This window comes from Flavobacterium frigoris (genome assembly GCF_900111075.1).
GTDB classification, from domain to species: domain Bacteria; phylum Bacteroidota; class Bacteroidia; order Flavobacteriales; family Flavobacteriaceae; genus Flavobacterium; species Flavobacterium frigoris.
Window position 1 is genome coordinate 47,525 of sequence record NZ_FOFZ01000011.1, and the last position, 25,886, is coordinate 73,410.

Sequence of the window (25,886 nt, forward strand, 5' to 3'; positions counted from 1 at the left end):
TTTGAGCATACTACAATCATTTCTGATGAAAAAAATTATAATTACCATACTATTAGGGTTTTCAGCGCTGCTTCATGCGCAAAGCAAAGTATCTGGGACAGTATCGAACATAGCAAACCAACCTCTAAAAGGCGTGTCAGTTTATGCGGCAGAATTGCATAAAGGTACTACAACAGATGAAAACGGAAAGTACAGTTTGTCAAATCTTCCTAATGGAAATGTAAAATTGAGTTTTACTTTCGTGGGATTTACAACTGAGAATAAGACAATTAAAGGACTTCAACAAGCAAATACTCTAGATGTGATATTGGAAGAAACCATTTTCGAAATGGATGAGGTAATCGTTTCTACTGCTTTCAATAAAATACAGTCACAAAATGTGATGAAGGTGGAACATGCAACCATCAAGGAATTACAACAAAAAGGAACAGCAACCCTAATTGAAGGCTTGGCAACGATTCCTGGTGTTTCTCAAGTTTCAACTGGAACTTCGATAGGGAAACCAGTAATTCGTGGCTTGAGTGGAAACCGTGTGTTAGTTTATTCTCAAGGAGTCCGAATGGAAAACCAACAGTTTGGAGACGAGCATGGTTTGGGATTAAATGATGCAGGAGTAGAAAGCGTTGAGGTAATCAAAGGTCCTGCTTCTTTATTATATGGCTCAGATGCACTGGGCGGCGTTTTGTATTTTAACCCAGAGAAATTTGCCGATGCGAATACGTTTAAAGCTAATTTTAGTCAGAAGTTGTTTTCCAATACTTTAGGAAGTAATTCTTCTCTTGGATTAAAAACATCCACAGACAACTGGAAATTTATAACCAGGGGAAGTTATAATACGCATTCTGATTATAGAATATCGGGAGGAGATCGCGTAACCAATACTCGTTATAACGAAACAGATTTTAAAACAGGTATTGGCTACAGCAATTCTAGTTTTTCTTCGGTTCTTCGATACAATTATAACAAACTGGATTTAGGGATTCCAGAGGATGGGATAGCAGAACAAACGTCAAGTAAAAACACTGCATTTCCGAGACAAGGCGTTTTTAATCATCTGTTGAGTTTGAATTCAGTTATCTATCTAAAAGATTCAAAACTAGATATTGATTTGGGGTATATTGCAAATGATCGCTCTGAATATGAAGATAGTAATGTGGCAGGTTTACATATGAAATTGAAAACTTTTAACTACGATGCGAAGTATTATTTGCCTAACATGGGTAAATTGGAATCGATTTTTGGAATTCAAGGAATGCACCAAACCAATACTAATTCAGGCGAAGAATACTTGATTCCAGATGCTGTCACTAATGATTTTGGTGTTTTTGGGACTATTAATTATGAATGGGATAACAACAGTGCACTTCAAGGAGGTTTGCGTTTTGACAATAGAAAAATCACTTCAACCGAAAATGGAATACTGGGAGAAGAAGGTTATTTTAAAGCAGTTGATAAATCCTTTGACAGTTTTAATGCTTCCTTGGGGTACAAAAGGAAGCTTGCTCAGGATTTGACTTTAAGGATGAATCTAGCTTCAGGGTTTAGAGCACCTAATTTAGCCGAGTTAACGTCCAACGGAGTTCACGAAGGGACTAATCGCTACGAAGTAGGAAATAGTGATTTGAAAACAGAGCAAAACGTACAGTCTGATATTAATTTAGAATACAACAACAGTCATTTTGAGTTTTTTGTAAATGGTTTTTACAATCATATCAACAATTATATCTACACTTCGCCAACAGGAGCTGTATTGGATAATAATGATGTGTTCAATTACATTCAAAGCAATGCCAAATTGTATGGAGGAGAAGTTGGTTTGCATTTTCATCCTCATCCATTGGATTGGTTGCATTATGAAACTGCTTTTGAAACCGTTACGGCGAAAAAACAGAACGGGGACTACTTGCCACTGATTCCTGCAAACAATTGGAATAATACGCTTAGAGGTGAATTTAAAGTTAAAGAGTGGCTCGAAGCCGGATTCGCTACTTTTAATGTGAATACAACATTTAACCAAGACAATGTAAGTGGCTTTGAAACCAAATCTAATGGCTATACTTTAATAAATTTAGGCCTTGGCGGAACAGTAAAACTAGGTAAAACTGTTTTTGATGTTAACCTTAACGGAAATAATTTATTCGACAAAAAATACATAGCCCATTTGTCAAGATTAAAAAATGACGGAATCCCGAATATAGGCCGAAACATAGTTCTGGGTGTCAATTTCAATTTATAGAAAAAGTCTAAATAATGAAGCGCTATCCGAAAGGGTAGCGTTTTTTTTGTCATTTAATTTTGAGAGCATTATAGGCTTTTTCGGAAAAGAAAAATTACACGAAGCGTCGCAAAGCAAACGCTAAGTTTCTCAAAGAGTTTTAAACATGTAGAAATTAAGGGTCATTAAATGTTGGGTAGTTTTTTTACCATATAAGTCATATCAGTTTAATGAGTTTTAGGCTTACTTTTTGTAAATCATTGGGATAGTAAGAGACATTAAGAGTTGGCTTAATTTCTTAATGGTTTTAATTGTTTATGGTTTGCATATTTGTGTGGAACCTCAATGCCTCTCTCCGGAACCGTTGCGCGTCTCTGTGGAATATATTTCCGTAATGATAAATTAATAAAAAACTTATATGGGTTATATGTTTTAAAATTTCAACCCTATTTTAAATCTAAGTTTCGTATCTTTGTTTATCAAAAACAATAAAAGATTAAACAACTTAATCTTAAACAAAAGCAATAAAAATCAATTAAAGTGCTTAAAACTACAATAAATATTGTTTGGTTTAAAAGAGACCTGCGTTTTACAGATAACGAAGCTTTGTTTAGCGCACAGAACTCAGGATTGCCTTTATTGTTCGTTTATTTCTTTGAACCGAGCGTTATGAATTATGACGATGCTGACGTGCGTCATTGGCGTTTTATATATGAATCCATTCAAGACTTACAAACCAAGTTAAACGCAACAAATTCTAAGCTGTATTTTTTTCACAATGAAGTGGAACCCGTGTTTGTCGAGCTGTTAAAACAGTATGACATAGACACTGTTTTTTCCCATCAAGAAATAGGTAACAAGCTTACTTTTGATAGAGATCTAGCGATGCAGGATTTTTTTCAAAAAAATAATATTAGTTGGAAAGAGTCACAAATGCATGGCGTCATTAGACGATTGAAATCAAGGCAGCATTGGGATAAGCGCTGGGAAGAAGTGATGCGTGCCGAACCTAAAATGAGTGTGATTCAAGATTTCAATTTAATTCAACTAGAGGATGTTTTTTATAGTTCCATAAAAGGAAATTCACTTTCTGAAAGCATTACAAATCCAAATAAAAATTTCCAAAAAGGAGGTGAAAATCTTGCTTGGCGCTATTTAGACAGTTTTGTAAAGGAGCGTTATGTCAATTACAGCATGCATATTTCGAAACCAGCATTGAGCAGAAAAGGCTGTAGCCGCTTGTCTCCTTATTTGGCTTATGGTAATATCAGTATGCGATTGATTTATCAATATACAAATCAGCATTATGAGAATTCTAAAAATAAACGAGCGATTCTTAATTTCGTTTCTCGGTTACATTGGCATTGCCATTTCATGCAAAAATTTGAAGATGAATGCCGCATGGAATTTGAAAATGTAAATAGAGCGTATGACACTTTGGTTAAGCCAAAGAATGAAAACTATATCAAAGCCTGGCAAGAAGGAAAAACGGGAGTGCCTATTGTTGATGCCTGCATGCGATGTTTGGTTGCAACGGGCTATATCAATTTTAGGATGCGCGCCATGGTAGTTTCCTTTTTTACGTTTAATCTGTGGCAAGATTGGCGAGAGTTACATTTTCTTGCAAGACAATTTTTAGACTACGAACCCGGAATTCATTATCCGCAAATCCAAATGCAATCAGGAACAACTGGTATAAATACGATTAGGATTTATAGTCCCATTAAAAACTCTCAAGATCATGATCCTGACGGTGTTTTTATTAAACAATGGTTGCCTGAATTAGCGGAGATTCCAGTTAGTTTAGTTCATGAACCGTGGAAGTTAAATCCAATTGAACAACAATTTTATAGCTGTGAAATAGGGAAAGATTATCCCGAACCTATTGTCAATATTGAAGAAACTAGAAAACGGGCTAGTGATATAGTATGGAGTTTCCGTAAGAAAGACGAAGTGAAAGAAGAAGGAAAACGGATTTTGAAAAAGCACGTTTCTAATCCGAATCGAAGAACAAAAAAAACAAAAACATAATGACTATCTTTTTAAAAGCAAATTGGGAAAATATCATAATGGCAAATTATGAAATTGATCCTGCAATACTAATTCCGTTCTTGCCCAAAGGTGTCGAACTCGATTTATATGCAGGGAAGGCTTATGTAAGTTTGGTGGGTTTCATGTTTAAGAAAACCAAACTTTTTAATGTTCCAATTCCGCATTTTGGAACTTTTGAAGAAATTAATTTGCGCTTTTATGTGGTTCGAAAAGAGGGAGACACCGTAAAACGCGGTGTAGTCTTTATCAATGAAACCATTCCGTATCCTATCGTGGCTTGGATGGCGAATAAATTATACAAAGAGCATTATACTGTGGTTCCTACGAAACACGAAATCACGACCGAAATCACGAGTAAAAAAGTACAGTTTGAATGGCTTTTAAACAAAAAATGGAATAGCATTTATGTAGAAGCAACCACCGAATCGAAGCCGATGAAACGTGAAAGTTTAGAGAAATTTATATTCGAACATTATTATGGTTATACTAAAATTGACCAAAATAATACGGAAGAATACAAATTGCAACATCCAAGTTGGCAGGTAAATCAAGTGTTAGATTATAAAATGGATTGCGATTTCACAGCGATGTACGGTGATGCGTTTTCGATTTTAAATGCTACAAAACCCGAAGCTGTTTTTATAGCCGAAGGTTCTTCAGTAGGAATAGAATGGAAAAGAAACCGACTCAATTTTGAAAATGAAAAACATTAAAAAACAAAACTTACCGACTAAAACCTGTTTGGTTTGTCAAAGACCTTTTTCTTGGCGTAAAAAATGGGAAAAGGTTTGGGATGAGGTAAAATATTGTAGTGATAAATGTAGAAGCAACAGAAAAGATGTCAAATAAAACGTTACGATTAGTTCTCGGCGATCAACTAAACAGCAATCATTCCTGGTTTAAAGCTGTAGATGATTCGGTGACTTATGTTATGATGGAAATTCGAACCGAGACCGATTATGCGTCGCACCATATTCAAAAAGTGGTTGGTATTTTTTCTGCAATGAGAAGTTTTAGCAAGGAACTAAAGTTAAATAAGCACAACATAATTTATATCAATCTAGTTGATGTAAACAACTTACAATCATTTGAAAACAACATCGAAAACCTGATTTCAAAACATAATTTTACTCATTTTGAATACCAATTGCCAGATGAATTTCGTGTTGATGAAGCTTTAAAAAATCTGTGTAAAGTAATCGCAATTTCAAGTTCGATCGCTGATTCGGAGCACTTTTTTACAACACGAAATGAATTAGAACACTTTTTTGAAGGGAAGAAAACCTTTGTGATGGAAAATTTTTATAGGATGCTTAGAAAAAAGCATAATGTTTTAATGGAAGGCAATCAGCCACTAACCGGCAAGTGGAATTATGATAGCGACAACCGAAAAAAGTTGCCCAAAAATCATAAACCGACACCGCCATTAGTTTTTAATAATACTGTTTCAGAGGTTCTTGATGAAATCAATAAAACAGATATTAAAACCATAGGAAATATTGATGCTGTAAATTTTGTTTGGCCAATTAATCGAGAACAATCTTTGCAATTATTAGATTTTTTTCTAGTAGAATGTTTGCCTTTGTTCGGAAGTTATCAAGATGCGATGTCCTCAAATGAGTGGTCTTTATACCATTCTCGACTTTCATTTTCTATGAATTTAAAGATGATTTCACCACAAGAAGTTATTGATAAAGCCATAAAAGAGTGGGAAAGTAGGCCTAATGAAATTGAATACAATCAATTAGAAGGTTTCGTCCGGCAAATAATAGGTTGGCGCGAATACATGCGAGGGATTTATTGGCTAAAAATGCCTGAATATGCCAGCATGAATTTTTTTAATAATCAAGAAAAGTTGCCAGATTGGTTTTGGACAGGCAATACTAAAATGAATTGTTTAAAAGATGCTATAAATCAATCGTTGAATTTTGCATATGCCCATCACATTCAGCGATTAATGATAACTGGGAATTTTGCACTTTTAGCTGGAATTCATCCTGATGAATTAGATGCTTGGTATCTCGGAATCTATATTGACGCCATTGAATGGGTCGAAATTACAAATACGCGTGGAATGAGTCAATTTGCAGATGGCGGAATTGTAGGCACAAAACCGTATGTAAGTTCGGCATCTTATATTAATAAAATGAGCCATTATTGTGGCAGTTGTTTTTATAACAAACAACTTAAAACAGGCGAAAAAGCTTGTCCTTTTAATAGTTTATACTGGAATTTTTATGATAAAAATGAAGATAAATTAGCAAAAAACCCAAGGATAGGAATGATGTATAATGTTTGGAAAAAAATGGAACCAGAAGCAAAGGCAGCCTTATTAGAACAAGCAGATTATTATCTAAAAAAAATAAATGAATTATGAAAACGGCTATAGTTTGGTTTACAACTGATTTACGATTATATGATAATGAAGCGCTTAAAAGAGCAATTACTCAAAGTGAAAGTGTTATCCCTGTTTATTGTTTTGATGATTCCCATTTTGAAACTTCCCAATATGGTTTTAAAAAATCAGGTAATTTTCGAACGCAGTTTTTATTGGAATCATTACAAGATTTAGATGATAATTTACGAAAAATGGGTTCGGGCTTGATTATTTTAAAAGGAAAGCCAGAAGTTGAAATCCCGAAAATTGTAGCAGAATATAGAGTTCGAAAAGTTTTTGCCAAAAGAGAAGTAGCATTTGAAGAAAAACAAACAGAAAGCGTGGTTCAAACGGCACTTTTCAAATTGCGTTGTGAACTAGATACTTATAGTACGAGTACTTTGTATCATGCAGAAGATCTGCCGTTTTCGCTAAAAGACATTCCGGATGTTTTTACCACTTTTAGGAAGAAAACAGAATTAGATGCCGCCGTAAGAAATGTTTTTGACCAACCAATAACAATTGTTTCTCCAGAAATTCCGGAATTAATTTTACCTACTTTAAAAGATTTAGGCTTACATTTTTCTCCAATAGATTCTCGTGCAGCCATTCAATTTAAAGGCGGAGAAACAGAAGCGATGAAGCGATTAAATCATTATTTTTTTGAAACAAAAAGCTTATCGGCATATAAGGAAACTAGAAACGGAATGGTAGGTGAAGATTATTCGTCAAAATTTTCTGCTTGGTTGGCTTTGGGATGTATTTCACCGAGAACAATTTATCATGAAATAAAAAAATATGAAAAGGAATATGGCGCTAACGAATCTACATATTGGTTGATTTTTGAGTTGTTGTGGCGTGATTTTTTCCGATTTATGTTTAAAAAACACCAAACTAAATTTTTCTTATATTCTGGAATTAAAGGCGATAAAGTCAACTCAAAATCCTTGAATAAAAAGTTACTTTCTCAGTGGATAAATGGTACAACTCCTTCTGAGTTTATCAATGCTAATATGATTGAATTGAAAAAAACGGGTTTTATGAGCAATAGAGGCCGACAAAATGTGGCGAGTTATTTTTGTAACGAACTCAATATGGACTGGCGCATTGGCGCAGCTTATTTTGAGTCGCAGTTAATAGATTATGATGTGTGCAGTAACTGGGGGAATTGGGCGTACTTGGCAGGAGTAGGTAATGATCCAAGAAAACACCGTTACTTCAACATTGAAAAACAGGCTAATGATTATGATAAGGATAGGGCGTTCCGTGATTTGTGGTTGCAGTAGTTTTTTGTTTCGCAAAGAGTCACAAAGCAAGCGCAAAGATGCACTAACTTTTTTTACCATATAAGACCTATAAGTTTAGGAGCTATTTCAGATTGGTTTTTTGAATCGATTGATATTTATTACCTGTTGGCTTAATTCTCTTAATTCCTTAATGGTTTTATTTTTTTAAAATTTGTGTGTCTCTGCGTTGCCTCTGCGCTTCTCTGTGAAATATATTTTATCCACACTAAATTAAAGAAACTGATATGACTTATATGTTTTAAAATTAGTAACAATAAACGACTTTTAACGACCAATCTTACTAACGCCTTTCTTCCTACGAGGAAGCCAGAGATTTTCCTTATTTTTGTTAACCAATATAAAAGATTTTAATGAAAAAACTAATTTTAATAATGGCAGTATTACCTTCAATAGCTTCTTTTGGACAAAACCAAAAACCAATGCACTATCCAGAGACCAAAAAAGGAGAAACGGTAGACCAATATTTTGATGCCAAAGTAGCTGACCCGTATCGTTGGTTAGAAGACGATCGCTCTGCAGAAACCGCGGCTTGGGTTAAGGCCGAAAACGAAGTGACTTATGGTTATTTAAACCAAATTCCTTTTCGCGATGCGCTTAAAAACCGCATGGAGAAACTGTGGAATTACGAAAAAATAGGCTCACCCTCGAAAGAAGGAAACTTTACCTACTACTCTAAAAATAACGGGTTGCAAAATCAGTCCGTCATGTATAGAAAAGATGCTTCGGGGAAAGAACAGATTTTCTTAGATCCTAATACTTTTTCTAAAGACGGAACAACCTCACTAGGAGGAATCGATTTTTCTAAAGATGGCGCAACTGTAGCTTATGCCATTTCAGAAGGGGGAAGCGACTGGAGAAAAGTGATTATTATGGATGCATTATCTAAGAAAATAATAGAAGACACATTGATTGATGTCAAATTCAGTGGATTGTCTTGGAGAGGAAACGAAGGTTTCTATTATTCGAGTTACGAGAAACCAAAAGGAAGCGAATTGTCTGCTAAGACAGACCAACATAAATTGTATTTTCATAAACTGGGAACGGCTCAAAAAGAGGATAAAGTAATTTTTGGCGCTGACCAAAAGCGTAGGTATGTAGGAGGTTATGTTACAGAGGATGATCGCTATTTAGTGATTTCGGCAGCTAATTCTACCTACGGTAACGAATTGTATATTAAAGATTTAACGGTAGAAAATAGCCCTATAGTTACTATTGTGGATAATTTCAACAGTGATAATAATATAATTGATAGCGAAGGAACAAAGTTATTTATTGTAACCGACTTAAATGCACCCAATAAACGCATTGTAACGGTAGATGCTAGTAATCCGTCGCCATTAAACTGGGTTGATTTTATTCCAGAGACAGAGAATGTATTGTCCCCTTCGACAGGAGCAGGTTTTTTCTTTGCTAATTATATGAAAGATGCCGTTTCGGTAGTGAAACAATATGATTATAATGGGAAACTGATTCGTGAGATTCAGTTGCCAGGACTAGGCACAGCAGGTGGTTTTGGTGGAAAGAAAAAAGAGAAAATATTGTATTACTCTTTTACTAATTACACTACGCCAGGAACGATTTACTCTTTTGAACCGAAAGCAGGAAAATCAGGGGTTTATGCACAGCCAAAGGTGGACTTTAAAAACGATGATTTTGAATCCAAACAAGTATTTTATACCTCCAAAGACGGTAGTAAAATACCAATGATTATTACTTACAAAAAAGGATTAAAATTAAACGGTAAAAACCCAACGATGCTTTATGGTTATGGCGGTTTTAACGTGAGTCTAACCCCAGCTTTTAGCATTGCTAATGCGGTGTGGATGGAAAACGGAGGCGTTTATGCCGTACCAAGTTTAAGAGGTGGTGGCGAATATGGGAAAAAATGGCACGATGCAGGAACTAAAATGCAAAAACAAAATGTATTTGATGATTTCATCGCCGCTGCCGAATACCTGATTGCTGAAAAATACACTTCCTCAGATTTTCTTGCCATTCGTGGTGGGTCAAATGGAGGTTTGCTAGTAGGTGCAACGATGACTCAGCGTCCAGAATTGATGAAAGTAGCTTTGCCTGCAGTGGGAGTGATGGACATGTTGCGTTACCATACTTTTACCGCAGGCGCAGGTTGGGCTTATGATTATGGAACCGCTCAAGACAGCAAAGAAATGTTTGAATATATCAAAGGCTATTCTCCGGTACACAACGTAAAAGCAGGGATTCATTATCCCGCAACTATGGTAACCACAGGGGATCACGATGATAGAGTAGTGCCAGCACATAGTTTTAAATTTGCAGCAGAGTTACAGGAAAAACAAACAGGGACTAACCCAACATTAATTCGAATTGATGTGAAAGCAGGTCATGGTGCAGGGAAGTCAGTGGCGGCGAGCATTCAGGAAAATGTGGATATCCAGGCTTTTACACTTTATAATATGGGTTTCAAAGCATTGCCGAAATCGAAATAATTTAGATTTTATTAGGAGCTATTTCCCGCTTTCCGCTGTATCTCTTGTTATCTCATAAAAACGAGAAACAAGAGGATGCCGCTTCAATCAGGGCTAGGGAATAGACACACAACAAGTATTTTTATAACAAAAACGCCAATCGGAAGATTGGCGTTTTGTATTTGCACTAACTATAACTGAATACATTTTTTTTATAAGTCGGAAAGTAATATTTTAGACAAGCGCTCGTCGTGTGCATAGATATCTTCATAAAAATGGATTTCCCGCTCGCTATCAACCCAGGCGGTGAAATAACCAATATATACTGGTATTTGGGTTCTTAGATTATAAGTTTTCTCGACTTCTCGATTCATGGCTGCATCTATTTTTTCTACAGTCCAGTTTTTATCACCCTCTAAAACTTTGATTGCTAAATCTCTTGGACGTGCTACTCGAATGCAACCATGGCTAAATGCCCTTTGTTCCTTGTTAAATAGAGTTTTTGAAGGGGTGTCATGCATATAAATAATATGAGAGTTTGGAAAAACAAATTTCACTTTACCCAAGGCATTTTGTTCTCCCGGCCTTTGTCGCACGCGGTTTCCAACCCATTCCATATCGTGTTTGGCCAGATAGTTGCTGTTTTTGGCAATAGCCGGCAAAATTTCTTTTCTTAAAATACTTGGAGGTACATTCCAGTAGGGACTAAATATAATTTGGTTCATCTGACCACTAAAAACGGCTGTTTTATTCATGGATTTTCCCACGACCACTTTCGAGACAAGTACAGGCTTGCCTTCTTTAAAATAGGTAAGGGTAAAAGAAGGGATATTGACCACTATCGATTGTTGTGTTTGTGTCAAGCTAGGCGAGATCCATCTGGAGCGCTCCATATTGACCATGATAGTCTTGATGCGAGCGTGAACGTTAATATTCATGCTGCTGATATGTTTGGGCAACAATAAAGAATCGGTGGTGAATGCGTTGCGCTCTTTGTATTTTAGAAGCCCTTCTAATAGCTCATTGTCAAATATGTTTTTTTGAGAATCAATTTTTAAGTCTCGGGTAATAAACAAGCGTTTTCTAACTTGTAAGATAACGTCAGAAGTATCTCCAGGTTTCAGAGATTTTATTGTTTTTGGAAAGACAATTGGGTCCCAGCCTCCATTTTTTTCAATGTTGCGGTAATTTTGAAGAGCATCTTTTAAAAGATAATATTGCCCAGGAAGGTCTTTAAGTTGTTTGTTAATCAGGCTCGGATCTTGGAGTAAAGAGTCTAGTCGATTCACATACGATTGTTTTTTTCGAGGAAGGTACCAACCCAGTTCTACTGTTTGTTTCGTATCTATTCCCTTAAACACGCGGTCAGCATAAAAAAAATAAAGAGAAGACATCAGCAATTCCACTTCCACATCTGACTTTTCCATATTTTCTGCGTCCTGAAAAATGGTTTGTAATTTCTCGGCATAAGGCACGCGGGTTTTTATTCCTTCCTGCTCTAAATTATTTACCTTACTGTATAACAAAGCTGCAAACTCATTCATGCCGCTACCATCATGCCAAAGGAACTCGTAATTGTGTTTTCTGTAGAGTTGGACAACTTCTGGTTTTAGGTATTTGAATTTTGGGTATTTAGCAAAAAAAGGAGCTACTAATGTACTGTCAAAAGGAATTGGGGGAAAGGAAGGGATTTTTTGGTAACTAAGAGAAACAGAAGCAGTCGCATGGCTACTCGCTTTTGCAGGAGTAGGAAGTCCGACTATTAGAAAGCAGTTTATTAAAAAAACAGAAATGACAAGTATACGTTTCATGTCAATATATTTATAGAGTCAACTATAAATATACAAAAAAATGGGGAGAATTTGGAAGGATTGAATTCACAAAGTCCAAGTTATAAAACAAGGGGTCAAGAACAATCCTATCCAGAATATCTACTGTGTGCTATCGCTGTGAATGGCTATTTTATAAATAACAATGATGCTAACTCATCGTCTCTATTATAGATGTCTTCATAAAAATGAATTTCTCCTTTGTCATCGGCCCAAGCGGTAAAATAGCCAATGTAAACTGGGATTTTGTCTTTGAGTGTGTACCATTTTTCTTCTCCGCTATTCATAGCTTCTCTAATCTTTTGCTCATTCCATTTTTTATCATTTTTCAAGATAAGAGTTGCTAATTCGATGGGTTTTGCTACTCGAATGCAGCCGTGGCTGAAGGCTCTGTCTTCTTTATTGAATAGACTTTTTGCAGGAGTATCGTGTAAATAAATAGCATTCGAATTAGGAAACAAAAATTTTATTAATCCCAATGAGTTTTTAGGTCCCGGCTTTTGTCGCACGTAATCGCCATGCCACTCCATATTGTGTTCTTCCAAATAATTTGCGTTTTTTTCAATACCTGGAAGAATTTCTTTTTCCAAAATACTCTTTGGGACATTCCAATAAGGACTGAATACGATTGATTTCATGGGTGCGCTAAAAATGACGGTTTGATTCATCACTTTTCCCACTACAACATTAGATCTTAATTCGGGTACACCGTTTCTAAAATACGTTAACTGATAAGCAGGAATGTTAATAGCAATCAATTCTTTTGCTTTGGTGATGTCGTTTGAAACCCAGCGGCAGCGTTCCATGTTGACAATAAGTGTTTTGATGCGTTTCTCTACAGGGATGTTCATTTCTTTGATATGTTCGGGAAGAATTTTAGTATCCGCATTATTGCCGCTTCTGTTTTTATATTTTGAAACTCCGGCGGCGAGATCTTTATCATATACGGCACTTTTAGAATCTTTAGACAGATCTCCCGTAATAAATAGTCGCTGTCTTATCTGTGCTATTGTGCTTGAGCTGTCACCTATGTTATAAGATCTCACATCAGAATCGATCGTTATGGTTTTCCAGCCTCCTTGTTGTTCTATTTGGCGGTATTTTTTTAGTACGTTTTTTAGTAAAAAATATTGACTTAATACGCCTTTCTCATCTTTGTTTATTAAAGTTGGGTCGATCAAGAGAGAATCAAGATACGTACCATACGATTGTTTTTTTCGCGGTAGGTACCATTCCATTTCGGTAGACTTTTTAGCGTCTAAGCCATGATATACATTATCGGCATAAAAAAAATAAAGCGCTGAGTGCAGTAATTCAGTTTCAACATTTGGTCTGTGCTTTTCATCAAAATTTTGATAAACGGCATCTAGTTTATCTTTATAAGGAACAGTATCTTGGATTCCTTCTTCTCTCAGGTTAATCAGTTTATTGTGTAATAAATTAGCAAACTCATTTATCCCGTTGTGATCATACCACACATAGTGAAATTGATGTTTTCGGTACAATGTCTCCACATCAGATTGGTATTCCTTTAACTTTGGATGCTTGGTAAAAAAAGTTTGTACTAGCGTACTATCAAAAGAAGTTTCGATTTCGTCTGGAATAGCATGCACGACAATGTCTTTCTTTTTACAGGATACTGTTGTAACTAAAAGTAGGAAACAAACAAATGCGATGGATAAAAATAACTTTCTCATAGTATGGGGCTTATACTTTCTTTTAAAAGTGATGCTAAAATACATTAAAATTGTTTGCAATATTACAAGGTTACTCTTGGTATGATGATTTGGAAAATTAAATAAACGCAACGAATTTTATATTTAATTAATTTTCAGCTGCTTAAATTGTTTAGTGGTGTACTAAATAATAATAGTGCGATTTTAAAATGATAGAATACTCTTATTCTGTGACATCAGAAAACAATAAATCAGCTAGGCGATCGTCTCTTTGGTATAGATCGTTATAAAAGTTAATCACTCCATCATCAGAAACCCAGGCAGTGAAGTAGCCAATATATATCGGAATTTTATTTTTCAGGACATGAATGGTCTGTTTCTCCCCTTTCATCGCTTCATTTATGCTTGCTACAGTCCAGTTTGGATCATCTCGCAGCAACAGAATTGCTAGTTCTTTGCCTTTGTCCATATTGATACAACCATGACTAAATGCGCGGTAATCAAATTCAAATAAACTTTTATATGGTGTATCGTGTAAATAAATGTCATTAGAATTCGGAAACATAAATTTAACCAATCCCATTGGATTTTTTACTCCTGGTCTTTGTATGATGTTGCCATTTTTCCATTCCATTTCGTGAGATTCAAGATAATTTTTGTCTTGAAATATTGCCTGTTTTATTTCGTTTTCGATGATACTTCTTGGGACAGTCCAATACGGACTAAAAACAATCGAACTAATGGAACCACTGAAAACGACTGTTTCGGTCATGTCTTTACCTACTAAAAGATTAGATTCTAGTTCTTTTTTGCCGTTTTTTATATAATTCAGTTTAAAAGCCGGAATATTTATAAATATATATTCAGGTACTTTTGTAAATTTGGGATCAATCCATCGACAACGTTCCATATTCACTATAATAGTACTGATGAGTTTCTCTATTGGAATATTCATTCGTTGTGCTTGCCAAGTCGAAAGTATTTTATTGGTTTTGTATCCGTTTCTTTTTTTGAAATTCATGACACCTTCCATCAGTTCCTCGTCATAGAGGTTGCTTTTAGAATCCCGCTTTAAATCTCCCATAACAGCAAGATGATGCCTGATTTGACCAATGGTTTTTGAGCTATCATTATGTTTGTAATATTCTATTGAGGGATCTATGTCAATAGGATCCCAATCACCGCTTTGTTCTATCGCTCTATATTTTTTCAGGACGTCACGAAGTTTGTAATATTGAGTAAATAGCTGTTTCTCGTTTTTACTTAATAGTTGAGGGTCCGTTAAAAGGGAATCTAATAAATTATCATATGAAATGTTTTTTCGGGGCAAAAACCATCCGATGTCGGTAGTTTTAGCGACATCAATCCCTTGGAATACTTTTTTTGCATAGTAAACATACACAGTGGTTAGTAGTATTTCTGTATCAGTTTCGGAAATTTTATTTGAAGTATTAGCATTAAATATTCCGTTAATGATCGAAGCATAAGCCAGGGTAGATTTCAGACCTTCTTCTTCGAGGGAATTGACTTTCGAATAAAGCATATCAGCAAATTCAATAAGGCCTTTGTTATCATACCAGATTGAATTGTAATTCCGGTTTTTATATAAAGTAACTACATCAGATTCGTATTTTTTTAAATCGGGATATTTTTCAAAAAAAACCTTGAGAATAGTCTTGTCAATGGGGATTGCTAATTTTTCATCAGGTGTTGTTTGAAAAATTTTGACAATAGAAATCATCTTTGCCGGTATATCGTCATTTCTGTAATGATAAAAAGCGGCAAGTGAAAAACCAAATAAAACAACTACAATCGATAAAAAGAAATTTTTCACAATACAATCATTTACATAAAGGTAAAGAATTATGTCCTTGGTATAAAATAATTAGTGATTAAGAAGAGTTTACAGGAGGTTTTTGATTGATTTGATACTGTTTTTCTATTTTTTCTTTCAAAGAGCAGAAGTTTTTCTATTTTTATCTAAATTCTAAGCTCATGAGAAAAATCATTTTCGTTCTAGTTCTAATTGTAGTGTCATGTAAGCCAACTAAAGATACTTTCGTTTCAGATAACAATAAAGTCAATGTGCTACTTGATTCTTGGCATAAAGCCGCAGCAGATGTAAAGTATGATTCCTATTTTGAAAAGATGACCGAGGATGCTGTTTTCATCGGGACAGATGCGACAGAGAATTGGGGTAAACCTGCCTTTCAGGCATTTGCCAAACCTTATTTTGATAAAGGGAAGGCTTGGAATTTTACAGCATTGGAGCGCCATATTTATTTCGATAAAACAAAAGAAGTAGCTTGGTTTGATGAATTGCTGAATACGCAAATGAAAATTTGTCGCGGGTCAGGAGTATTGATAAAAATAGATGGTGAATGGAAAATCAAACACTATGTTTTATCGATGACTGTCCCCAATGAAAATGTAAATGAAGTTATTAAAATCAAAGCGCCCATAGAAGACAAACTTATGTCGGGTTACAATAAGTCGAACCAATAGCCAAATAAGTTGCTGCAAATGGTGCTTTTTTACAAGGTCTTCTGTGCTTCGTATTAATTTTTCTTTCGTTCTGCGGTCGGTCTTATATATTTCGTTAATTTTGCAAAAATATTTGAAAAATCGTGGGAAGCAAAAATAAATTAAAAAGGTTCAAGGAAAACGAAACATTTACCAATGTTTTTCAACCAACAAGAGAAGAAGTAGTGGGTGATTTGTTTCCTTTAAAAGGGAAATGGAATTCAGATTTCTTTAAAAATGATAACCCTGTAGTTTTGGAATTGGGTTGTGGTAAAGGAGAATATTCAGTTGGTCTTGCCGAAAGATATCCCAATAAAAATTTCGTTGGAATAGATATTAAAGGAGCCCGTTTTTGGCGTGGTGCTAAAACTGCTGTAGAGACAGGGTTGCATAACGTAGCTTTTATTCGAACTCAAATTGAATTAATCAATCATATTTTTGCCGAAAATGAAGTAGATGAAATCTGGATTACTTTTCCGGATCCTCAAATAAAATACAAACGCACCAAACATAGAATGACAAACTCTGAGTTTTTGCAATTGTATAAAAAAGTACTTAAAAAAGAGGGTGTTGTAAATCTTAAAACAGATAGTGAGTTCATGCATGGGTATACACTTGGTTTACTCCATGGTGAAGGGCACGAAGTTTTGTATGCAAATCACAACGTATATGTTAATGAAGGAAGTCCGGAGGAAGTAACTGCTTTCCAGACTTTTTATGAAAAACAATATTTGGAAGTTAACAAAGCAATTACGTATATTCGATTTAAAATCAAAGAGTAATCATTTTTTTAAAGTTTGAATTGGTAGCCTTTTGTAAATACTGACACCTTGCCTATGAATTTAATTATATCTTTACTTTCCGGTTTCATTACTGCTTTAATAGGGATTACTCCACCAGGATTGCTCAATATGACGGCAGCTAAAGTGAACTTGAAAGAAGGGAAAAGAAACGCCTTTTGGTTTGTATTTGGGGCGGTAATAATTATTTTTTTTCAAGCCTATTTAGCTATATTGTTTGCCCGCGTGATAAACATTCGGCCAGATATAGTAATTCTATTGCGGGAGATAGGTTTCGCGATTTTTGGTGCTTTGACGGTTTATTTTTTATGGATAGCTAAAAAACCAAAAATCAAAAAGGCGAAGATTGTAAAAAGTAGTAAAAAGACACGTTTTTTTCTTGGAATGCTACTCTCGGCTCTTAATTTTTTTCCAATCCCGTATTATGTTTTTGTCAGTATAACATTGTCTTCTTATAATATTTTTTCTTTCAATGAGAGCTCAATTCTTACTTTTGTCATTGGATCGGTATTAGGATCTACGTTAGTTTTTTATTTTTACATTACCTTCTTTCAAAAAATAGAAGACAAAGCGGATTATCTATTGCGGAATATGAATACTATTATTGGTAGTATAACAGGTGCTGTTTCGATAATTACTTTATTCAATATCATAAGATATTACTTAAGTTAGTTCAGTAGGTTCTTTCTGATTGATCTGTGTCATTTTTATAACTTAAAACTATGTCAAACGAGAATTTTTTCGAAAGGGTTTATGCCGTTGCAAGACAAATTCCTTACGGAAAAGTTACTTCTTATGGCGCTATTGCAAAAGCGTTAGGAACCGCCCGTTCAGCAAGAATGGTAGGTTGGGCAATGAACGCCTCACATAATAGGGACGATGTCCCTGCACACCGCGTGGTGAATAGAAACGGATTGCTTACCGGAAAATTCCATTTTGACGGTACAAACTTGATGCAACAATTATTAGAAAGTGAAGGAATTGAGGTAGTCGAAAATCAAATCATCCATTTTGAAAAACATTTTTGGGAACCGCCAATGACTGAATAGGAATCTGAATTCAATTGATTAACAAGTTTATATAACAGAGACATTCATTCATTAATTAGTAAGTAAAAAACGGCTGTTCTGTACTGAAATCTTAAGCGTAATTCCTTTAAATTCCCGCATCAACACCCTCCCGTTTTAACTGTTTCCTTGAATAAAACAGATGGTGAAATGCGTTTTACCTCCTGATAGGTCAGAATCAGTTTTATGACTCAAATAACCGCCGTGGGCTTCTATGATATTTTTCGAAAGCGTAAGTCCAATACCAGCGCCATTTTTTCTAGTAGTGAAAAAAGGGAGGAATATTTTGTCTGTAATTTCGCTTTCAATTCCTCCTCCATTATCAGATATGATGATGTAAAAACGATTATTTTGTGTTGCCGTAGTCAAGTGTATACTCTTTTCCTTTTTTTCTTTTAATGCAAAAACACTGTTGGTAATCAAATTGATAATTACTTGTTCTATTTGGTTTTTATCAAGGTCAATTATCTTATTTTTTTCGATTTCGTTGCTGATTTTTATATTTTCCGATTCGAAAATAGGAGACATCATTTTAAGACAATCTTCAAACAATAAATGAATTGGAGTTGGTTTTTTGTTTGGCGTAGGAAGCGCAGCGAGCTTCCGATAGTTCTCGACAAAAAACTGCAAATGATCACTTCTGTTGATAATGGTCGAAATGCTGCTTTTGATGTCTTCAAAATCTTCTGATTCTAAATGGTCTTGATCTACAATTTGTAGTAAATTTTGCGAAAGCGATCGAATGGGAGTCAGCGAATTCATTAATTCGTGAGAGATGATTTTCATCAAATTAATCCAAGCTTCTTTTTCTTTTTTCTCAATAACACGCTGGATGCTGTCTAATAGCACGATGAAGTAGTCTTTGTTGAACGATTTTGTTAACGAAGTTTGCAACATAAACGTCTGCGCTTCTTGTTGCTCTATTTTGATGTTAATGGACGTCTTTAATTCTTTAAAACCGGTGTTTTCAATTTCTTCGCAAAGCGACGGCAGGTAATTCTTAAGATATTCCCAATTAGTCACTTTTGGGACACTGAAAAGGGTAGAAAAACAATCGTTCATCAAGAAAATGGTCCAGTCGTTATTTTCTTTTTCTAAAATTAAAACAGCTGTATCTATATTGTTTATTATCGAGCGATAGATTAATTCTTTTGAGCTGCCGTCGTGTTGTTTCTCTTTCAAAGTATCATAGAGCAGACATAAATTTTTATAATCTCCTTCTTTGTGTGCAGCAGGAAAACGAGCAGAAAAGTCGTTATTTAGTATCGAAAGTATGGTTTTGTCGTAAAAAATCAATTTGTTTTTGATGTACGAATACATTTCGGCACAGATCAAAAAAGAAAATAGCATAATTAAAATACCACTATACAAATAACCGTTTCCAAATAGATAAAGTGAAAATGCGAGTGCAATAATGACAATAAGAACTCTTGCAAAAAGGGCATTGTAAAATTTCCAGCTATTCATTAGTCGTTAATTTTAAGATCGTATTTTTCAAGTCTACGGTACAACGAACCTCTGGATAAACCCAATTCTTCAGCAGTTTTACTGATGTTTCCGTTGTTTTTAAAAAGGGATTTTTCGATGGCGTTTTTCTCTATTTCGGATAAGGGATGTTCCTCCGTTGTTGTTATGTATTCAAAGTTAAGTAAGTCTAAATCAGTTACCGAAATTATATTGTCATCTGACATGATCAAGGCTCTTTCAATCTTATTTTCTAATTCTCTAATGTTTCCTTTCCAAGGATAACGTTCCATATATTCAGCCACGTTAGTGTCAAAAATGACATCGTTTTGACCGTATTTCTCTCCTATCTGCTTTAGAAGGAAGTGCGCCATGGGCACAATATCGTCTTTTCGCTCTCGCAAAGGCGGTAGGTTTATTTCCATGGTATTAATACGATACAACAAGTCTTCTCGAAATGTTTTGTTTGCGACTTCGGCTTTAATATCGCTGTTAGTTGCTGCTATGATTCTTACATTTAATGTTCGCGGTTTGCTTTCGCCTAGCCGTGTGACTTTCTTTGTTTGTAAAACATGCAGTAGTTTTGATTGCAAATGCAAAGGGATATTGCCTATTTCGTCAAGAAAAATAGTTCCATTATCGGCAATTTCAAATCGTCCTGGGGTATCGGTTTTGGCGTCGGTAAAAGCACCTTTGGCATAACCAAAAAGTTCGCTTTCAAACAAGTTTTCGCTTAACGAACCCAAATCAATATGAACGAATGGTTTGTCTTTTCGATCAGAATGCTGATGTATATGTTCAGCAAAGACAAATTTACCTGTTCCGTTTTCTCCTAAAATAAGGACGTTCGCATCTGTTTTTGCTACTTTTTCAGCAATGGAATACGCCTGTTTTATTTTTTGGGAACTGCCAATGAAGTGCTTTTTAGGAGCGGGTTCTGAGTTTGATGTTCGATTGAGTTTTCGACTTTCCACAACGGCTTTGTCTATAGTGGAGAGTAATTTTTCATTATCCCAAGGTTTTAAAATATAATCAAAAGCACCTATTTTCATGCCTTCTACTGCGGTTTCTATTTTGCCAAAAGCGGTCATTAAGAGCACGACTGTTTTTGGCGACAGTGTTTTTATTTCTTTCAGCCAGTGAATGCCTTCGCGTCCATCTTCAAAACCAATGCGGTAGTTCATGTCCAATAGAACAACATCAATTTGGTTGTCGCCAAGGATAGTAATTATTTTTTTTGGATCATTTGTTGTGAAAATTTCTTCAAAATGCTTCTTCAAGATCATTTTTGCCGAAAAAAGAATCTCTTCTTGGTCATCAACAATAAGTATTTTGGCTTGTTTTTTTCGCATCAGTATTTGTTTTTGTTCACTTATGAACAGGGGACTGTCCGTTTTCGAACAGTTCGATTTCTAGATTTTTTGCAACCGTATTGATAACCATTGTTTTACGGATTATAAATCCTTTGGCATGCTTTTGTATGTTGATAATCAGTAAATTATTATAAAAATGGACAAGGTTATTCCCCGTAAAAATAGAAAATTTAGGTACTTAACAATAGGATTTGTGAGTTTTTTAGTTGCAGGAGCAGTAGTTTATGCTTCGGTATCTAAAAAACGAAGTTTAAATGTAAAAGTGGATGAACTATTAGTAAAAGAAGTAAGCCAAGAATTTTTTGAAGATTTTATTGTTTTTCAGGCCAAAGTGGAGCCATTGAATTTGGTGTTGGTCAATATCATCGAAGGTGGTTCAGTCAAAGAAATTTTTGTAGAAAACGGAGCAATGGTGACGCAAGGACAACCGCTGGCACGCATGTATAACCCCAATACAGAATTGAATTACCTGACGCAAGAAACCGCAATCATTGAGCAAATTAATAATTTAAATACAGGAAAACTTAATATTAGAAATCAAGAATTGAGTTTGACTAAAGATCTTGCTTTAATAGAACATGATTATAATGATGCCAAAAGAGTGTATGATATGAATGCCAAATTATTTGAAAAAGACATTATCTCAAGAAATGATTGGAATTTAATAAAGGAAAGTCTACGTTTTCAAGAAGAACGTAAAAGCAATATTCGTACGAGTATTCAAAAGGAGAAACAAACCAACCAAGTCCAGATTTCGCAGATAAATCGTTCGATACAAACCATGGAGATGAGTTTGGATATTCTGAGAAGTAATAAAAAAAACTTCTTGATTACGGCGCCAGTTTCAGGAAGATTAACTTCATTTGAACCTATTTTAGGAAAAACATTTAAAGCCGGAGAAAGTATTGGTAGAATTGATTCTCGCGAAGGCTACAAGTTAAGCGCGCAGGTGGATGAATTTTATTTAGAGAAAATACGTGTGGGTTTAAAAGGACAAATTGAATATAAGGGAAAAACAGTAATCGTGTCTGTGGTAAAAGTGATTCCAGAGGTTAAAAGTGGTCGTTTTCAAGTGGAATTGCTTTTTGATTCTAAAGAAGAGTTAGCGTTACAAGACGGATTAAGTTTTGGCGTGAAGCTTATTTTATCTGAAAAGAATAAAATTTTGGTCATTCCAAAAGGAAGTTTCAATCAAGAAACCGCTGGAAAGTGGCTGTTTGTTGTCAACGGAAGCAAAGGAGTGAGAAGAAATATAAAATTAGGCAGAGAAAATCCTTCTTATTATGAAGTGTTAGAAGGATTAAAACAAGGAGAAAAAGTAATAACGTCGTCTTATGCCGACTATAAAGAAGTCGAAGAACTGAATATACAATAAAAACGCAATGCAGCTGTACTGCGTTCTTAAATCAAAAACATAAAAAACTATATAAGGATGATAACAATTCAAAACCTAACCAAGATCTTCAGAACAGAAGAGTTAGAAACTTCGGCTTTAAGCGGGATTAATTTGCAAATCAATGAGGGAGATTTTCTTTCGATTATGGGCCCGTCGGGTTGCGGAAAATCAACATTACTCAATATCATCGGATTATTGGATAGTGCTTCAGACGGGAGTTATACCTTGTTGAACCAAGAAATGATTGGACTAAAAGAAAAAGGGCGTTCTAGTGTTCGTAAGGAAAATATCGGATTTATTTTTCAGAATTTTAACCTTATCGACGAGCTTTCGGTTTATGATAATATCGAATTACCGTTAATTTATAATAATGTAAAAGCTTCAGATAGAAAACTAAAAGTAGAAGGAATTGCCGAAAAATTAAACATTGCACATCGATTGAAGCATTATCCCCAACAACTTTCTGGTGGGCAGCAACAACGTGTGGCCGTGGCAAGAGCTTTGATAAATGATCCTAAAATTATTTTGGCTGATGAGCCTACAGGGAATTTGGACAGTAAAAACGGAAACGAAGTAATGGAATTGCTAACTGATTTGCATGCCAAAGGTGCGACAATCTTGATGGTTACCCATTCTGATTATGACGCGTCATTTTCTCAAAGAACCATCCTGATGAAAGATGGTGTTATTTTTTCTGAAAAAAGTAATCAAAGGAATGTTGATGTTTTTAAAGTGTAATCATTATGATACTAATCTTAATATCAATTATCACATACATTTTAGAATTGCTTTGCAGTTCACTTAGTCAATAATTTACGGTTTCAATCATTAATCATCACCCGAGCTAAAGTGGCGAACTGGCGAAGCAATCAAAATCATCAATCAAAAATTATGTTACACAACTGGATAAAAATATTTATATACCATCTCAAGCAAAACAAACTGTTTTCGTTTCTCAATGTTTTGGGATTGAGTATTGGGATTGCGGGATTGATTTTCGCTTTGTTATATTGGAATGATGAGCATTCTTATGATCAATGGAACCCTGAAAAAGAACATGTTTATCAGGTGTTAGTTGATATAGGTGAGGGTCAAGTTTGGTCTGATTGTTCTTTATTTCTAAAACCTGTTTTAGATAAAGACACTAATGTAGAAAGCATTATGTATGCTGAGAGTTGGTATCAAAAGGATAAAATTATTTATAATGGAAAGAAAGAGTTTATAGATAAAATCATCAATGTAGAGCATGATTTCTTTTCTTTTTTCCCTTTCAAAATTATCAAAGGAGATGCTATTTCAGCTTTAAAAGATGATTCCAGTATTGCTATTTCTGATGATATAGCCAAAAGAGTTTTTGGAGATGAAAATCCAATCGGGAAACAAGTAAAATACTTAGACCACAGGTTTGTTGTGCGAGCCGTTTATCAAATTCCTGGGAATTCATCAATCGCACCAAATGCCGTAGTCAATAGAATGAAGGAATTGACGGCGACATATATGACAGCTCCTTTTGCTTTTAAATTATTAATAAAAGTCAAGGATCCATTAAAAATTGAGAATACAAGAAAGAGCCTAGAAAAGCTATATAATTATGATTTTATAATAAGAGTTGCAAAGGAGGCGGGCTTTACTCCTGAGGAAATGGCTAAGAAAATCGGTCATTTTACAGTTTTTATGGAACCTCTTTCAAAAGCAAGATTGCATTCTGTAGCGGATGGCTATCCTGAAGGTAGAGGTAATTATCAATTTTTGTTAATCATGATGAGTTTATCCATTTTGATTCTCATTTTATCCATTGTTAATTATATCAATTTGGCAACAGCCAATGCAATAAATCGAGCGAAAGAAGTTGGAGTCCGTAAAATTGTAGGTGCTTCTAAAGGCGACATTATAAGGCAATTTATTTTTGAAACTATTTTAATGAGCTTGTTTTCGATTTTACTAGCATTAGTAATTGTAGAACTAACTATGCCTCATTATAACAATTTTTTAGACAAAAATCTTGTACTTCTAGGAAATCAATTTTACCTGCAATTAATTCTGATTTTTATAATTATAGTTTTGGTCGCAGGAATATTTCCAGCGATTTATGTATCCAATTTTGAAACTTTAAAAGTATTAAAAGGAAATTTTGGAAGAAGCAAAAACGGTGTAGGATTGCGTAATGGAATGCTTATTTTTCAATTTGCAGTTGCTACTTTTTTCATTATTGGTTCTTACATTGTATATCAACAAGTTCAATACTTAAGCAATAAAGATCTTGGTTTTAAAGGAGACCAAGTGATTTCTGTACCATTACATTTTCCATCGTCAGATTATGAAGTAGAAAATGTTGGACAACATATTTACAATAAATACACCATTATAAAACAAGAATTAAGCAAAATTAAAGGAGTTAGACAAGCTTCAACTGGTCTTATGTCGTTTGATGGTTCAGACAATTCAATAACACCTGTTTTATATAACGACGAACTCTTTAAAGTAAAGAGCATAGCTTTAGACTTTGGGCTGTTTGAGATGTTAAATATAAAAATAGCAAAAGGTAGAAATTTTGATAGAAAACTAGCTTCGGATACGATTAATTCAGTAATTATAAACGAAACTGCTCTAAAATTAATGAACATTAAAAATCCAATTGGTAAAGAAATTATAGTAGGAAATAAAAATTTGAAAATTATTGGTATTATTAAAGATTTTAATCTGTTAAGTCCTGAAGAAAAAGTCCCGCCAATTGTTTTTTATCATTTAAAAACGGTAGATATAGCTAGAAATATCGACAAAGTTTTCATAAAACTGGATTCAGATACAATGGAAAATACAATTGCAGATATAGAGCAATTTTGGACGGCTAATGTTGGTAATGAATATCCGTTTAAATATGATTTTGTCGACAAAGAATATGCCAGAACGTATGAAAGTTATGTTAAACAAAAAAACATCTTTTTATTGCTAAATGTAGTTGTTATTGGGATTGCTCTTTTTGGCTTATTTGCTTTGGCTTCTTACTCCATACAAAGGCGTATGAAAGAAATTGCGATTAGGAAAGCATTAGGCGCAGATACAAATATGTTGCTCAGAGAGCTGTCTAAGCAATACATTTGGTACTGTATGATCGGGTTTGTAATAGCGTTGTTTCCTGTTTATTATTTCTTGAATAAATGGTTAGAAAACTTCGCTTATCGAATAGACATTTCTATTTATCCGTTTATAATTGGTTTTCTGGCTTTAATGGTACTCACTTTAATAGTTGTTTTGTCTAAAGCCTATCAAGCAACAAAAGTGGATGTTCTAAAATATTTAAAATACGAATAATTAGCTTTTTAAAAACTGTACTAGGCAACTTAGAAAGGCTTTTAAAGC

At 34.6% G+C, this 25,886-nt stretch carries 19 protein-coding genes; 14 read left to right on the plus strand and 5 right to left on the minus strand.

The window, feature by feature from the left end; translation table 11 throughout:
• Positions 1 to 25 precede the first annotated feature (25 nt).
• The 7 genes from BMW63_RS13540 to BMW63_RS13570 all read left to right on the plus strand — a co-directional run bounded on the left by BMW63_RS13540 (position 26) and on the right by BMW63_RS13570 (position 10,419).
• The gene (locus BMW63_RS13540) at positions 26 to 2,236 is read left to right on the plus strand and encodes a TonB-dependent receptor (protein ID WP_074724017.1); all 2,211 of its coding nucleotides are present in this window, start codon (positions 26 to 28) and stop codon (positions 2,234 to 2,236) included.
• Positions 2,237 to 2,755: 519 nt separating this feature from the next.
• The gene (locus BMW63_RS13545) at positions 2,756 to 4,246 is read left to right on the plus strand and encodes a cryptochrome/deoxyribodipyrimidine photo-lyase family protein (RefSeq protein ID WP_074724018.1); all 1,491 of its coding nucleotides are present in this window, start codon (positions 2,756 to 2,758) and stop codon (positions 4,244 to 4,246) included.
• On the plus strand, positions 4,246 to 4,980 hold the full coding sequence (locus tag BMW63_RS13550) for a YqjF family protein (RefSeq protein WP_074724019.1): 735 nt from the start codon (positions 4,246 to 4,248) through the stop codon (positions 4,978 to 4,980). The genes BMW63_RS13545 and BMW63_RS13550 overlap by 1 nt, the downstream gene beginning before the upstream one ends.
• Positions 4,967 to 5,116, plus strand: a complete 150-nt coding sequence (locus tag BMW63_RS13555; RefSeq protein ID WP_074724020.1) for a DUF2256 domain-containing protein — start codon at positions 4,967 to 4,969, stop codon at positions 5,114 to 5,116. The genes BMW63_RS13550 and BMW63_RS13555 overlap by 14 nt, the downstream gene beginning before the upstream one ends.
• Positions 5,106 to 6,644 (plus strand): cryptochrome/photolyase family protein, encoded by a 1,539-nt coding sequence (locus tag BMW63_RS13560; RefSeq protein ID WP_074724021.1) that lies wholly within the window; start codon positions 5,106 to 5,108, stop codon positions 6,642 to 6,644. The genes BMW63_RS13555 and BMW63_RS13560 overlap by 11 nt, the downstream gene beginning before the upstream one ends.
• Positions 6,641 to 7,930 carry a DASH family cryptochrome gene (locus BMW63_RS13565; RefSeq protein ID WP_074724022.1) on the plus strand — a complete coding sequence of 430 codons (1,290 nt, stop codon included), beginning with the start codon at positions 6,641 to 6,643 and terminating at the stop codon, positions 7,928 to 7,930. The genes BMW63_RS13560 and BMW63_RS13565 overlap by 4 nt, the downstream gene beginning before the upstream one ends.
• Positions 7,931 to 8,322: 392 nt before the next feature.
• On the plus strand, positions 8,323 to 10,419 hold the full coding sequence (locus tag BMW63_RS13570; RefSeq protein ID WP_394333763.1) for a prolyl oligopeptidase family serine peptidase: 2,097 nt from the start codon (positions 8,323 to 8,325) through the stop codon (positions 10,417 to 10,419).
• Positions 10,420 to 10,610: 191 nt separating this feature from the next.
• Here BMW63_RS13570 and BMW63_RS13575 read toward each other — a convergent pair whose 3' ends face one another.
• The 3 genes from BMW63_RS13575 to BMW63_RS13585 all read right to left on the minus strand — a co-directional run bounded on the left by BMW63_RS13575 (position 10,611) and on the right by BMW63_RS13585 (position 15,737).
• The gene (locus BMW63_RS13575; RefSeq protein ID WP_074724024.1) at positions 10,611 to 12,209 is read right to left on the minus strand and encodes a L,D-transpeptidase family protein; all 1,599 of its coding nucleotides are present in this window, start codon (positions 12,207 to 12,209) and stop codon (positions 10,611 to 10,613) included.
• 146 nt (positions 12,210 to 12,355) lie between these two features.
• The gene (locus BMW63_RS13580; RefSeq protein WP_074724025.1) at positions 12,356 to 13,924 is read right to left on the minus strand and encodes a L,D-transpeptidase family protein; all 1,569 of its coding nucleotides are present in this window, start codon (positions 13,922 to 13,924) and stop codon (positions 12,356 to 12,358) included.
• 202 nt (positions 13,925 to 14,126) lie between these two features.
• Positions 14,127 to 15,737 carry a L,D-transpeptidase family protein gene (locus BMW63_RS13585; protein WP_074724026.1) on the minus strand — a complete coding sequence of 537 codons (1,611 nt, stop codon included), beginning with the start codon at positions 15,735 to 15,737 and terminating at the stop codon, positions 14,127 to 14,129.
• 161 nt (positions 15,738 to 15,898) lie between these two features.
• Here BMW63_RS13585 and BMW63_RS13590 point away from each other — a divergent pair, with 161 nt between their 5' ends.
• From BMW63_RS13590 to BMW63_RS13605, 4 genes are all read left to right on the plus strand, one after another.
• The gene (locus BMW63_RS13590) at positions 15,899 to 16,408 is read left to right on the plus strand and encodes a nuclear transport factor 2 family protein (protein ID WP_074724027.1); all 510 of its coding nucleotides are present in this window, start codon (positions 15,899 to 15,901) and stop codon (positions 16,406 to 16,408) included.
• Positions 16,409 to 16,530: 122 nt separating this feature from the next.
• Positions 16,531 to 17,208, plus strand: a complete 678-nt coding sequence (trmB, locus tag BMW63_RS13595; protein WP_074724028.1) for a tRNA (guanosine(46)-N7)-methyltransferase TrmB — start codon at positions 16,531 to 16,533, stop codon at positions 17,206 to 17,208.
• A gap of 54 nt (positions 17,209 to 17,262) precedes the next feature.
• A complete protein-coding gene (locus tag BMW63_RS13600) occupies positions 17,263 to 17,898 on the plus strand; it encodes a LysE family transporter (protein WP_074724029.1) in 636 nt (211 codons plus the stop codon).
• Positions 17,899 to 17,948: 50 nt separating this feature from the next.
• The gene (locus BMW63_RS13605; protein ID WP_074724030.1) at positions 17,949 to 18,275 is read left to right on the plus strand and encodes an MGMT family protein; all 327 of its coding nucleotides are present in this window, start codon (positions 17,949 to 17,951) and stop codon (positions 18,273 to 18,275) included.
• Positions 18,276 to 18,410: 135 nt separating this feature from the next.
• On the opposite strand, the gene BMW63_RS13610 is transcribed toward BMW63_RS13605, so the two are convergent.
• Together BMW63_RS13610 and BMW63_RS13615 are read right to left on the minus strand one after the other, a co-directional pair.
• The gene (locus tag BMW63_RS13610) at positions 18,411 to 19,760 is read right to left on the minus strand and encodes a sensor histidine kinase (protein WP_074724031.1); all 1,350 of its coding nucleotides are present in this window, start codon (positions 19,758 to 19,760) and stop codon (positions 18,411 to 18,413) included.
• The gene (locus tag BMW63_RS13615) at positions 19,760 to 21,109 is read right to left on the minus strand and encodes a sigma-54-dependent transcriptional regulator (RefSeq protein WP_074724032.1); all 1,350 of its coding nucleotides are present in this window, start codon (positions 21,107 to 21,109) and stop codon (positions 19,760 to 19,762) included. Before BMW63_RS13615 ends, BMW63_RS13610 begins: the two co-directional genes overlap by 1 nt.
• Positions 21,110 to 21,266: 157 nt before the next feature.
• Between BMW63_RS13615 and BMW63_RS13620 the strand changes: the two genes are divergently transcribed.
• From BMW63_RS13620 to BMW63_RS13630, 3 genes are all read left to right on the plus strand, one after another.
• Positions 21,267 to 22,505, plus strand: a complete 1,239-nt coding sequence (locus tag BMW63_RS13620; RefSeq protein WP_074724033.1) for an efflux RND transporter periplasmic adaptor subunit — start codon at positions 21,267 to 21,269, stop codon at positions 22,503 to 22,505.
• A 57-nt stretch (positions 22,506 to 22,562) separates the two neighbouring features.
• Positions 22,563 to 23,264 carry an ABC transporter ATP-binding protein gene (locus BMW63_RS13625; RefSeq protein ID WP_074724034.1) on the plus strand — a complete coding sequence of 234 codons (702 nt, stop codon included), beginning with the start codon at positions 22,563 to 22,565 and terminating at the stop codon, positions 23,262 to 23,264.
• Positions 23,265 to 23,417: 153 nt separating this feature from the next.
• Positions 23,418 to 25,838, plus strand: a complete 2,421-nt coding sequence (locus BMW63_RS13630) for an ABC transporter permease (RefSeq protein WP_074724070.1) — start codon at positions 23,418 to 23,420, stop codon at positions 25,836 to 25,838.
• The last annotated feature ends 48 nt before the right edge of the window (positions 25,839 to 25,886 follow it).